The following is a 12,745-nucleotide window of genomic DNA, read 5'->3' as shown; positions in this document are numbered from 1 at the left end:
CCGCCATACGTTCAGCGGCAACTGTGCCATAATAGGCCGATCCCAACATTATCCTATAACTATATTCTGGCTTTTTCATACGTAATTGAACTTCAGGCCTGTTCTCTATAACTTCTATTTTCTCAACATCCTCTTTAAGGTAGCTAATATCATCAAACTTTTCAGCAATACAGCCACACTTTATCGCTTCTGAATAAATTGACTCAATTAACTTTTCTTTACATAAATAAATACTCTCAGCAATTTCTATTTTGCCCTGCGCTTCACTCCACGCTGTATCGTCAGGCAATACACCAGTTGCTAATTTAATCAAGAGTTTTTTAGGATATCCAATAATACTGGGGTTATCCATTGCGAACATACCGACACATACTAAAAAAACAAATAAAGAATCAAATCCCTCTTGTATCTGTTGACTAATTTTATACTGAATTCTATTTATTACTGGAAATATTTCTTTTATAAAATATATATAATTCTTTACATTATCTGGCCTATTATATGTTATTAGTTCATATATCTCTTCTTTTTCTCTTTGATCAATTTTATTTGACAAATAAATCTTTAATAACATTTTTTGATTAAGCAATTCCTCAAAAGGAATATCCACAATGTTCTGCATTATATAGCTAGTAAACTCAGTTTCACATTCTACTGGATTATTAATATATTTTTTAATTTTTTCTATGCTCCTCATTTTTACCCCATTATACTCCTCTCTTGTAAATATCTGCATTTATTTGTACCATTATAAGTTGTTAAACAGCAATATCAATTCATATCATATAACTGGCTAATCAGAACAACTTCCTTATATGTATCTAACGTTCCGAAGCTCTGTTTATCGCTCCCATGAATGCAGGAAAGTATAATCGAAAACTCCTCCAGAAACCATTTCCACCAATCCGCATTCCACCACTAAAATTAATTCCAACATCTCCCAATATAATCAATATGTCTTCACGTTTCGTCTGAAAATGTTCACAGAACGCTTCTGCCCATTTAAACTGTCCATAGGTATCCCCAGTAATATAAATCATATCCAAATTCCTTTCCGGATGATTACCTTTCGGTCGACATCTTAATTGAACAAAATCGCTATCGCGATGGCTGTTCAACATTCCTTTTATTCTTCACCCACCATATAAAATAAATATAGCAGATTTTGAATTTATCGTGTATTGTTAAGCTACCACACCTAAACAGCCACATAAACCAAAACCTGCCTATGTTAATTCTATCATTTATTACGGTAACTAACAATTACTTATTTTATTTTTTTACTGCACCCTAAAATGAAAATATAAATTCCACTCCCTCATTCCCTAGTGGAATTTACTTCCACACAGTTAATATTTACTCTTTCATACATAAGTGGTATGGTTATATCTCCTTCTGACAGCAGTAGAAGGAGATTTTATGAGTAAATATATCCCTGGTAATCAGAAACACCTTACCCTTGATAACCATATCTACATAGAGAATTCTCTAAACAAAGGTTATACCTTTAAGGACATTGCTAAATACCTATGCAAAGATCCAACTACCATCTCCAAGGAGATTAAGGCTCACCGTCTATCCGACTGGTTTCATAAGGGGACTTTTTACAATGCCAAGAACTTCTGCATTCATCGCTATCACTGTAAAAAGACCAATGCCTGCGGCAAGATTCTCCTATGTGGCATTAAATGCACCTCCTGTCCAACCTGTAACCAGACCTGCCACAACTTCGAAAAGGAACGCTGCAACAGGTTAGACAAAGCTCCCTACGTATGCAATGGCTGTGACAAAAAGATCAACCACTGTACCATTGCTCACAAGTATACGTATAATGCCCGCTCTGCGGATAGAAAATACCGCGAAAAGCTCAGTGACTCCCGTGAGGGAATCAACATGACAAAGCGGGAGCTTCATCAAAAGGATATGATCATTACTCCTCTGATTGTGCAAGGACAGTCCCCGTATCAGATTGCCACAAATCACCCGGAACTTAATCTGTCTGTCCGCACCATGTATACCTATCTTGACAATGGATTATTCACCGCCAGAAACATAGACTTAAAGCGAAAACCCAAGTTCAAGCCGCGTAAGTGCCATAAAACACAGATTACAGATCGCTCCGTTTTTACCAATCGAACATACGCTGATTTTCAGTCCCTAAACCCTGATGTTTACGTAGAAATGGACACGGTCCATTCTTCGAGGGAATCGAAAAAGACACTGTTGACTTTCTTTTTCCCAAAAGAAAAACTCTTTTTGGCATTCCTGATGAACCGCTGTACAAAGGGCGCTGTCCGTCTTGTTTTTGATCATCTTGAGCAACGGCTTGGGACGTATGAATTCCTTTCTCTGTTTGAACAGCTGCTCACAGATTATGCCGAAGAAAAAACTATGCCGAAGAATTCCTGAGAATTGCTTAGAAAATACTTTTACTGACATTTCTTCGGCATAGTAATCAGTTAATCCAACGTATACAGTGCATGGTGTACATCAGATTTTTTCCAAAGTTTCTCTGCAACAGTGGAATCCGGCGATGCTTTCTTCATAGCGTCACCCATCATTTCAAGTGTTGCGAATGCATAGAAGCCGGATGTTGTTGACATACTTTCATGACCAAGAAACTGCATAATAAATGGCAAGGGAACTCCATTCCTATATAAATCCATGGCTTTCGTTTTTCTAATCAAATGACAGTGGACATTATCAGGTACTTCGGAACAGGTTTCACGAGCAGTATCAGCAGCGGTCTTAAGAACTAGGCTAATGCTGTCTGTTGATAACCGATGAGTTTTTCCATCCAAAAGGCTGTAAAACAATGGACATTCTTTATTCTTAGGATGAAACTCTTTCAGGTAGTTTTGAAGATGTGTAACAGTTTTATTCATCAATGGTACATTTCTGCTCTTTTGACCCTTGCCGACGAGCGTTATGAATGGATTTGACGCATCTAGGTGCAGTGAAGATATATCTAATTCAGCCAATTCCTGTACCCTTGCACCAGTATCATAGAGCAGAATGAGCATCATTCGATTTCGACGATGCTTGGAGGTCTTTGTATCGGATGCAGCCAGAATGGCGGCAGTTGCTTTTGGTTGGAGATACTGTATGGGATGTTTTTCTTCCTTCAGTTTCTTTATTAAACATGCTTCTGTATATAGTGCTTTGAGCTCGAAATCCTCTTCTCCACAGTATTTCAGGAATGACCGGATTGCTGTGAGTTTGAGATTAATACTTTTAGGAGAGTAGCCACTGGATTTCATCCATTCAACAAACTCCTTGATGTTCTCCCGTGAAAAAGCTTCAAATGTGACGTTATCATCTTTTAATAACTTCTCCTTTTCAAGAAAAGACAGATAGGATTTAAGTGACTGTTTGTAAGCCTCTACGGATTTGTNGGTAGTTTTGAAGATGTGTAACAGTTTTATTCATCAATGGTACATTTCTGCTCTTTTGACCCTTGCCGACGAGCGTTATGAATGGATTTGACGCATCTAGGTGCAGTGAAGATATATCTAATTCAGCCAATTCCTGTACCCTTGCACCAGTATCATAGAGCAGAATGAGCATCATTCGATTTCGACGATGCTTGGAGGTCTTTGTATCGGATGCAGCCAGAATGGCGGCAGTTGCTTTTGGTTGGAGATACTGTATGGGATGTTTTTCTTCCTTCAGTTTCTTTATTAAACATGCTTCTGTATATAGTGCTTTGAGCTCGAAATCCTCTTCTCCACAGTATTTCAGGAATGACCGGATTGCTGTGAGTTTGAGATTAATACTTTTAGGAGAGTAGCCACTGGATTTCATCCATTCAACAAACTCCTTGATGTTCTCCCGTGAAAAAGCTTCAAATGTGACGTTATCATCTTTTAATAACTTCTCCTTTTCAAGAAAAGACAGATAGGATTTAAGTGACTGTTTGTAAGCCTCTACGGATTTGTCTGACAGATTTCTTATTACCGGCATGTAATCATGAAGGTAAAGACGTGCCATAATCCAGAAACTTTTATCCTTCTTTCGCTTATACTTCATCGTCTTCTACCTCCGGAATAAGAGATTCCATTGATGATGTAAGAATAGAGTACTGAGGAAAGAAATCCGGTATCAAGTGTATATAGTAATAGGTGCTTTCGAGGGATGAGTGCCCCATATATCTCATAAGATAAGGGAACATCGCATGTACATCCGTTTCCTCTTTAGACCACTTCAAGATGTTAGCACATGCAAAGTGATGTCGGAAGTCATAAGCGCGTGGTTTGACTTTTCCATCTCTTTTAAGGCCGGCAGCATCCCAGATGCTTTTGAAATTCACCGTCAATGAAGTCGAAGAACACATGCCACCTTTTCCACCCGGAAAAAAGTATTCTCTTGATGGAAAACAGGCGTTTATGGCGCAGTCATATTTTTTTAGATAATCTGTAAGTTCCTCTGACAGATACAAGCGTCTGTCACAGTGAGCTTTGGATTGAAGGATATCAACAAAACCATTATCAAGATGTACGTTTTCGCAACGAAGATGTCGCGCTTCACCGCATCGTACGCCACAACAATAAAGGAAACGATACAGTGCAGGTAAAACATATGCCCTGCCCAAGTAGTTCTTTCTGAGTACGTATGAATCGCACTCCTTGAAGAAAGCCAGTATCTCAGCTTCACTCATCAGGTAGACTTCGGCGTGGTAGCTCTGGATTCTGTACTTGTCACCCAGTACATATGCATCGGGAACGCCGATACTATGTAGATATCGTCCGAATTCTCTTATAGGAGATATCCAACTCCGATTCGGTGTTGTTGATTTACAACTCTTCGCTGCAGCCCATCCTTCAACGGTTTCTTTATTCAAACTGCTTGAGTTGCCGTTTGAAAAGTTATACTCATCCAGGTTCCGTAAGTGACATGAAGCCGATTTGTACTGTATGCCAATGGAATGTTTGAATTCAAGGAAGCTTTCAAGCTGAGGTGCGAGGGCACTTATGAAATCTGTATTCATGGATTCACCTCCTTGGATATGCCTGTCATAGGCAGGACGCATTCTCTAAGGCGATATTCATCTGTAGTGATATATATATCTGTCGTATCCGGATTGACATGTCCAAGAACAGCGGCGATTGTTTCAATCGGCACAGCATTCTTTACCATAGTGGATGCTGCATTATGGCGCAAAAGGCACATCCCAAGAATACGGCTTTCCTTATCTATCCCTGCCTGGCAGAAAACCCGACGAACTACTTCGTAGCAGCTTGAATGGTCAGTGAATGGATCAAAGGGAGCCAGTTCACGTACAAACAGGAAGTCATTATTAGCTGCTGGTCTTTCTTCGTGAAGGTATCTGAAAATCGCATTTCCAACAGATGGAATGAGTGGGAGACATACAAAGTTTCCGGTTTTGCTCTGATGAAAAGATATCGTTTCACTAATCCAATCGATATCTGACAGCTTCAGCTTTATCAGGTCGCAGGCCCGTATCCCTGATGACATACCCAGAAGAACGATAGCAGCATCACGAAGAGTAACCTCCGAAGACTCAATAGCAGTGCTCAGTCGTTGATTCTCATCATCTGTCAATGTAGGAATAATTCGACGTGCCCGAGGCGAATGAATTCCAAGTATAGAGACAATCAGGTCATCTCTTCTAAGGTATTTCATTGATGATCTTAAACCGCAAAGAACTGCTCTCTGTCTGTTTGTTTTTGAAGTCTGAATGTAGGAAAAGAGTGTTTCTGGTGTAATTGTTGCAATGTCATCAATGCCAGCACTATGAAGGAACTGCAGAAAGTAATAAAACTCATACTCATAAAAATGGATAGTATTCTCATTTGTGTACTGCATATGGAGCACCTTCTGATAGCCGCCGTAAACATCCTTGTGTAGTGGATTAGTTGGCGCTACTTTTCCTCGCTTTACGATAGAAAAATCGAATTGCCCGGTACTGTAGTATGAATTCATCAATCGGATGAACCGTCCATGCAAATGGTATCGTTCTGTGCTGAATTGCCCGGTTTTGGGACTTATGACATCATCTGAATAAAGCTTTCCGAATTCCGTAGTATACACAGTTACATCCTTCTCTGAACAGAAAGCTTTGAATCTTCTAACAGCACCTTGGTAGTTAAAAATAGTGGATTTATTGTATCCTGCATCCTGTAATGCTTCGAGCAACAGCTCGCAAATGGTATTAATCTCAATCATGAGGTACCTCCTTTCTTGGTACCTCAAGTATAAAACATTATGTCGAAGAAATAGCATTAGGCACAGTATTTATAGCATTTTTGGTGGTTTTTCGGTATAGTTTTTTCTTCGGCATAATCCAAAACATTGATTGGGTATTGAATTTTCCAAACCTTTTCTATTAAAAATTGCAAGTAGTCTTTATTCCATAAAGAATCCCGGGTCCTTTTCAAATATTCCAGACGTTCATTCCAGTAATCTTTAGTCCCTGCTTCAGAGGGGATATAAGTTTGTGACGGTAATGGTTTTAATCCCAGCAATTCATCTACCGTTACATCAAAGTATTGCGCCAGCTGAGGTAAAAGCGTTATATCCGGGAAAGTTACATTTGTTTCCCATTTGCTTACAGTTTGATAGGCTACGCCCAAGACGGCCGCTAATTCCTGTTGGCTTATTCCTTTATTTTTTCTAAGTTCTGCAATCATGATTTTCATCTGCCAATACCCCCTAGACTTGATATAATGATATTAACATAAGAACCTCATATTTAAAATAACGCAATTTAAGAGTTTTCTCCCTTTTTAAGTGAGTAAACTGAATCCTTCTAATAACAATAACAGATTAAAAAAGATACAGCCCGGCATCTCTTTAATCTGTTATTGTTTGTGTTATTCACTTAATTTAGGTACATGTTCTGATTACATTCATTAGTTTTTGTTATTCCTTTCCTGCATATAAATGATATTCATTTATCACACAGAGTAACTACCAGAACTAATTGCCTGCATCCATCCTTTGTAAAACCCCATAGTGGAATTCTAATGCCAGGTCATAGGCAAACCTGTATCCATACAATTCTTGCTTATAATTTAAATGGCATTACACATTTCAGAATGTGCCCCGCCATACCAGTTCTCATCTTCATAAGGCTCACCCTGAACCACAGTATAAATGATACAAGCGAAGCATACATACTTTCGAGCCTCCTATGATTTATTATTTTATCATAGAAGATCCTATTCTACAGAAAAAATTCACATGCAAGGGTTCTTTAAAAGATGCCGAATCTGCTCTTTGGAAACACCCACATTTTCAACTGCATCAAGCTTTAAAGCGCCCATTCTATATGCAGGGACTGCCCATACACCAGAATTCTCAAAGGCAAGCTTGTTAGACTCCTCCAACTTGCCGCGATAAGTTCCCAGCTGGAGCGACAGCCGAAAGTCATCAGCATCAACCAGATCACTGACATACTCAGTAAGAGCATCAATATCTTCGATATTAACATGCTCCTTCTGAGCTGCCTGATACATTCGTTCATGAAATTCTAAAATATCAATCCCCTTATCAACAGCATAAAAATATCCTTGTATGCACAGATCACTGTGGGGGCCATACCGATCTGGTCTGGGATGCGATTCACACGGATGCCAGACTATAGTAACATCCGGATAGTCCGGGATAAGCTCCTTTAAATGATTATGTGCCTTCAGACGATAAGGACAGATATAATCAAAAAAGATATGTAACTCATGTTTCAATTTTAATCACCTCTTATTCACATAATTTATTTATAATGCTCTTTTCATCACTTCAAGATAGACGGCTTTTGGGGAACGCCACCATTCCTCCTCCGGTATCGTCTCATTTACTATTTTAGTTACGCTATACCTCGTCCAGAAAAGAAAATGAAGTCACTGTTTTACCTTTATGCTGAAATTGAACCACGCGAGGGTACACCCCAAAATATTTTTGGATATTACTGCCGGCTATCCGAAGCGCATGATTAGGATCGAGTGTGGCGATTATATAACCGATATTGTCATCAGATACCACACTTTGATTAATTTTCAGCAAACATATTTAATTGTGGAAATTCAAATGAATTTCCAACCCGTGCAATAAATAACTGAAGCTGTCCGCCGCGTAATTCGTTGCATGCATCACTTTCTTGCCTGAAAACCACGCAGATACTGCTCCGGCCACGGATATTCGACTTCCAGAACCCGAGCTGTATGCAGTACCCAGTAAGGATCACGCAAAAGTTCCCGGCCTAAAGCAACCATATCCGCCCGTTCTCCACCCAGTATTTCCTCCACCTGATGCGGGTCCGTAATCAGACCAACGGTAACCACAGGCAGGCCGGATTTCTGTTTCAGCCACTCGGCAATTTTCACCTGATAGCCTGGATAAATCGCTGGCGGCGGCGTCGGTACAACTCCGCCTGTACTCACATCCAGCACGTCAATATAGGGTTTTACCAGCTCAATAATTCTGGACATTTCTTCCATATGCATGCCATCCGGTTCATAATCTTCAGCAGATACACGCAATAAAACCGGTTTTTCATCTGGCCAGACCTCATGTACCGCCTTCAGTATTTCAATTAGTATACGGCATCGGTTTTCCGTTGATCCACCATAACCACCTGTACGATGGTTGGTCAACGGCGACAGGAATTCGCTTATCAGATAACCATGGGCACCATGAATTTCAATCGCATCAAAACCGATTTCAGCCGCCCGGGCAGCAGAGCTGCGGAATGCATTAACCGCATCGTGAATATCCGCTTCCGTCATCTCATGCGGCATGGGAGAATCCTGACTAAATGGAATGGCGCTGGGGGCGTAAATTGCCTTTTCCTGGGCTCCACATTTGCGACCCGCATGATTGAGCTGAATCGCGATTTTTGCTCCCTGTTTCTGGCAGGCGGTAACAATTGGCGTAAGTGCCTTTGCCTGATCATCATTCCAAAGTCCCAGACAATGGTCAGAAATACGGCCCCACGGTAAGACACCGGTGGCTTCCATAATAATCAGCCCCGCTCCGCCGACCGCACGGGAAGTATAATGCGTAAAATGAAATTCATTTGGCATACCATCGGTTCCGGCACTGTACATACACATCGGAGGCATAACGATACGGTTGCACAAAGTCATGCTTTTTACTGTAAATGATTTCAATAAATACATAAGACATTCTCCCTTCTACTATAAATGTACAATTTAGTAAGATAACTTGCTTTAATTAGTCGTTAATCAAAATTACTATAGCGATGGCTGATCAACATTTCTTTTATCTCTGTCCACCACATAAAATAAATATAGCAGATCACGAGAAAACCCCACCTATGCTGATTCTATCATTTATTCTGGAAACTCACAATCTCCTATTTTACTTTTTTACCACAAGCCCCCCTCCTCTTAAGATACTTTTATCCCATTACTTCTTTTACTTTTTTAGAAAGTTTCTTATGCAGCATTATATTGATTCTTTTAAACTACTGGTAATTAGAACTATTCAATAGTTCATAATTTAAATGATATAGGTATCACCGTCATTGAAAAATTTGAGACAACTTATTAATAGCTTATTTTCTGTTTATTAAGCAATAAAAATATATTATTTCACTTTTTTCTTGACATAAAAATATCAAATTGTAATCTGTTCTCACTGAGTAATGTATGTTATACGCACAAAAATTGAAGAAAAACTCCTTTTCTATTTGACCTCTCAATTTCAATGCCTTAATATGACCCATCACTACCTCGGGAAGAAACAGTATCAAAAATGAGAGCTATCCTGGACTAACAGCCTTCAAAAACATGAAAAATGCCCACGCAAACAAGCGCAAACACCAGATACACAAAATAAAAACCCCAGAAACCCTTATTCTATCAGGTTTCTGAGGCTTTCATAAGAGAGGCGACAACCAGATTTGAACTGGTGATCAGGGTGTTGCAGACCCACGCCTTACCACTTGGCTATGTCGCCATAAATTATAAAGCTAAAACTTCTTAAATTCAGTGACCCCAACGAGATTCGAACTCGTGTTACCGCCGTGAAAGGGCGATGTCTTAACCGCTTGACCATGGGGCCGTACTAACATTTCGTTTTCCTCACAGTCTTTGCTTGAGTATCACGAACTCCCCGAGTAGGACTTGAACCTACGACCCAACGGTTAACAGCCGTTTGCTCTACCGACTGAGCTATCGAGGATTATTGAGGCATATACCCTCAAAACCACACATTGTTACATATCTTTCATCCGTTCTTTCCTCTTACCTAAACCAACTTGGTTAAGCCCTCGACCTATTAGTGACAGTCAGCTCCACATGTTGCCATGCTTCCACCTCTGCCCTATCTACCTCGTCGTCTTCAAGGGGTCTTACTCTTGCGATGGGATATCTCATCTTGAGGGGGGCTTCACGCTTAGATGCCTTCAGCGTTTATCCCTTCCCGACTTGGCTACTCTGCCATGGCTTTGATCGCCAACAGATACACCAGAGGTCAGTCCATCCCGGTCCTCTCGTACTAAGGACAGCTCCTCTCAAATATCCTACGCCCACGCCGGATAGGGACCGAACTGTCTCACGACGTTCTGAACCCAGCTCGCGTACCGCTTTAATGGGCGAACAGCCCAACCCTTGGGACCTACTACAGCCCCAGGATGCGATGAGCCGACATCGAGGTGCCAAACCACTCCGTCGATGTGAACTCTTGGGAGTGATAAGCCTGTTATCCCCAGGGTAGCTTTTATCCGTTGAGCGATGGCAATCCCACTTTATACCACCGGATCACTAAGTCCTAGTTTCCTACCTGCTCCACCCGTCGGTGTCGCAGTCAAGCTCCCTTATGCCTTTGCACTCTTCGAATGGTTTCCGTCCATTCTGAGGGAACCTTTGAGCGCCTCCGATACCCTTTCGGAGGCGACCGCCCCAGTCAAACTCCCCGCCTGACATTGTCCCCCAGCCAGGTCATGGCTGCAGGTTAGAAATCCAATACCGCAAGGGTGGTATCCCAACATCGGCTCCACAAAGACTGGCGTCCTTGCTTCATAGCCTCCCACCTATCCTGTACATGCAGTACCGAATCCCAGTATCAAGCTGGAGTAAAGCTCCATGGGGTCTTTCCGTCCTGGCGCAGGTAACCAGCATCTTCACTGGTATTTCAATTTCACCGGGTGCATTGTCGAGACAGCGCTCAAATCATTACGCCTTTCGTGCGGGTCGGAACTTACCCGACAAGGAATTTCGCTACCTTAGGACCGTTATAGTTACGGCCGCCGTTTACTGGGGCTTAAATTCAGAGCTTCGCCTTACGGCTAACCCCTCCTCGTAACCTTCCAGCACCGGGCAGGCGTCAGCCCATATACCTCACCTTTCGGTTTTGCATAGACCTGTGTTTTTGCTAAACAGTTGCTTGAGCCTATTCTCTGCGGCCTGGTTTCCCAGGCACCCTTTATCCCGAAGTTACAGGGTCATTTTGCCGAGTTCCTTAACAATGCTTCTCCCGCCGGCCTTAGGATTCTCTCCTCATCCACCTGTGTCGGTTTACGGTACGGGCACATATCACACAATAGCGGCTTTTCTTGACAGCCCCTACAGAGACTTCCCTACTTTTGTTCGGTACGCATCACACCTTCCTGTTGTTAAGCGGATTTTCCAGCTTAACCAGTCCAATGCTTGCCCCGGTCTTTTCATTCCCGGGTTCTCCCTCGGTTCTGTGTCCCCACAGTTCTGATGATATGCGGTACAGGAATTTCAACCTGTTGTCCATCGGCTACGTCTTTCGACCTCGCCTTAGGCCCCGACTTACCCAGAGCAGATCAGCTTTACTCTGGAAACCTTAGATATTCGGCCTGGAGGATTCCCACCTCCATCTCGCTACTCATTCCGGCATTCTCTCTTCTTAACACTCCACATCTCCTTACGGTAATGCTTCTGTGCGTTAAGAATGCTCCTCTACCAATCATTTCTGATTCCACAGCTTCGGTGTCGTGTTTCAGCCCCGGACATTTTCGGCGCAGGACCTCTCGACTAGTGAGCTATTACGCACTCTTTGAATGTGTGGCTGCTTCTAAGCCAACATCCTAGTTGTCTCTGAAATCCCACATCCTTTTCCACTTAACACGCACTTTGGGACCTTAGCTGGTGGTCTGGGCTCTTTCCCTTTTGACTGCCCAACTTATCTCGTGCAGTCTGACTCCCGTACATCATCTGGCCGGCATTCGGAGTTTGATATTCTTTGGTAAGCTTTGACGCCCCCTAGGAAATTCAGTGCTCTACCTCCGGCAGACTAATACGAGGCTAGCCCTAAAGCTATTTCGAGGAGAACCAGCTATCTCCGGGTTCGATTGGAATTTCTCCCCTACCCACACCTCATCGCCACCCTTTTCAACGGATGTGCGTTCGGTCCTCCACCGCCTTTTACGGCAGCTTCAACCTGGACATGGGTAGATCACCCGGTTTCGGGTCTACCTTTACTGACTCATTCGCCCTATTAAGACTTGGTTTCCCTTCGGCTCCACACCTTGAGTGCTTAACCTTGCCAGTAACGGTAACTCGCCGGACCGTTCTACAAAAAGTACGCGGTTCCACTTATAATGTGGTTCCACAGCTTGTAAACACAGGGTTTCAGGTTCTTTTTCACTCCCCTCCCGGGGTCCTTTTCACCTTTCCTTCACAGTACTATGCGCTATCGGTCACTAAGTAGTATTTAGCCTTGGAGGGTGGTCCCTCCGACTTCCCACAAGGTTTCTCGTGTCTCGTGGTACTTTGGATCCTGCTCGCTGACTATT

Annotated in this window: 9 protein-coding genes, 3 tRNA genes and 1 rRNA gene (1 of these 13 only partly in view); 1 reads left to right on the top strand and 12 read right to left on the bottom strand. The window is 42.2% G+C overall.

All coding sequences use genetic code 11. The features are described 5' to 3' along the window. Nucleotides 1-736 (bottom strand): hypothetical protein (locus BQ9856_RS24675; protein WP_159442069.1); only part of this gene is annotated, 736 nt, incomplete at its 3' end. 683 nt (nucleotides 737-1,419) lie between these two features. Between BQ9856_RS24675 and BQ9856_RS22765 the strand changes: the two genes are divergently transcribed. After that, nucleotides 1,420-2,409 (top strand): helix-turn-helix domain-containing protein, encoded by a 990-nt coding sequence (locus tag BQ9856_RS22765; RefSeq protein WP_077613024.1) that lies wholly within the window; start codon nucleotides 1,420-1,422, stop codon nucleotides 2,407-2,409. Between the two features lie 50 nt (nucleotides 2,410-2,459). On the opposite strand, the gene BQ9856_RS22760 is transcribed toward BQ9856_RS22765, so the two are convergent. The 11 genes from BQ9856_RS22760 to BQ9856_RS22710 all read right to left on the bottom strand — a co-directional run. Continuing rightward, nucleotides 2,460-3,353 carry a tyrosine-type recombinase/integrase gene (locus BQ9856_RS22760; protein WP_235839334.1) on the bottom strand — a complete coding sequence of 298 codons (894 nt, stop codon included), beginning with the start codon at nucleotides 3,351-3,353 and terminating at the stop codon, nucleotides 2,460-2,462. Nucleotides 3,354-3,360: 7 nt separating this feature from the next. After that, complete coding sequence (locus tag BQ9856_RS22755; RefSeq protein ID WP_442855605.1) at nucleotides 3,361-3,963, bottom strand: tyrosine-type recombinase/integrase; 603 nt, start codon at nucleotides 3,961-3,963, stop codon at nucleotides 3,361-3,363. Between the two features lie 55 nt (nucleotides 3,964-4,018). Continuing rightward, a complete protein-coding gene (locus BQ9856_RS22750) occupies nucleotides 4,019-4,987 on the bottom strand; it encodes a tyrosine-type recombinase/integrase (protein WP_159441906.1) in 969 nt (322 codons plus the stop codon). Continuing rightward, complete coding sequence (locus BQ9856_RS22745) at nucleotides 4,984-6,186, bottom strand: tyrosine-type recombinase/integrase (RefSeq protein WP_159441907.1); 1,203 nt, start codon at nucleotides 6,184-6,186, stop codon at nucleotides 4,984-4,986. Before BQ9856_RS22745 ends, BQ9856_RS22750 begins: the two co-directional genes overlap by 4 nt. 56 nt (nucleotides 6,187-6,242) lie before the next feature. Continuing rightward, entirely contained in the window at nucleotides 6,243-6,659 is a 417-nt protein-coding gene (locus BQ9856_RS22740) for a helix-turn-helix domain-containing protein (protein WP_077613022.1), read from the bottom strand. 540 nt (nucleotides 6,660-7,199) lie between these two features. Next, nucleotides 7,200-7,706 carry a DsbA family protein gene (locus BQ9856_RS22735; RefSeq protein WP_077613021.1) on the bottom strand — a complete coding sequence of 169 codons (507 nt, stop codon included), beginning with the start codon at nucleotides 7,704-7,706 and terminating at the stop codon, nucleotides 7,200-7,202. A 402-nt stretch (nucleotides 7,707-8,108) separates the two neighbouring features. Continuing rightward, nucleotides 8,109-9,137: an NADPH dehydrogenase NamA gene (gene namA / locus BQ9856_RS22730; protein WP_077613020.1), complete on the bottom strand. Its 1,029-nt coding sequence runs from the start codon at nucleotides 9,135-9,137 to the stop codon at nucleotides 8,109-8,111. 731 nt (nucleotides 9,138-9,868) lie between these two features. After that, nucleotides 9,869-9,939: transfer RNA gene (locus BQ9856_RS22725), tRNA-Cys, on the bottom strand. A gap of 33 nt (nucleotides 9,940-9,972) precedes the next feature. After that, nucleotides 9,973-10,044, bottom strand: a tRNA-Glu gene (locus BQ9856_RS22720). A gap of 47 nt (nucleotides 10,045-10,091) precedes the next feature. Next, a tRNA-Asn gene (locus BQ9856_RS22715) sits at nucleotides 10,092-10,164 on the bottom strand. A 76-nt stretch (nucleotides 10,165-10,240) separates the two neighbouring features. Then, nucleotides 10,241-12,745, bottom strand: a 23S ribosomal RNA gene (locus tag BQ9856_RS22710); it runs 382 nt beyond the window's last position.

Origin of the sequence: Clostridium sp. Marseille-P2415, from assembly GCF_900155545.1 — a bacterium.
In the GTDB taxonomy this organism is placed as follows: domain Bacteria; phylum Bacillota; class Clostridia; order Lachnospirales; family Lachnospiraceae; genus Lacrimispora.
This window is presented reverse-complemented; position numbering and strand designations above follow the sequence as displayed.

What these genes read in the sequence shown, in the direction of transcription:
- BQ9856_RS22765 (WP_077613024.1), top strand. Translation starts at nt 1,420, where the DNA reads ATGAGTAAATATATCCCTGGTAATCAGAAACACCTTACCCTTGATAAC.
- BQ9856_RS22750 (WP_159441906.1), bottom strand. Translation starts at nt 4,987, where the DNA reads ATGAATACAGATTTCATAAGTGCCCTCGCACCTCAGCTTGAAAGCTTC.
- BQ9856_RS22745 (WP_159441907.1), bottom strand. Translation starts at nt 6,186, where the DNA reads ATGATTGAGATTAATACCATTTGCGAGCTGTTGCTCGAAGCATTACAG.
- BQ9856_RS22740 (WP_077613022.1), bottom strand. Translation starts at nt 6,659, where the DNA reads ATGAAAATCATGATTGCAGAACTTAGAAAAAATAAAGGAATAAGCCAA.
- namA (WP_077613020.1), bottom strand. Translation starts at nt 9,137, where the DNA reads ATGTATTTATTGAAATCATTTACAGTAAAAAGCATGACTTTGTGCAAC.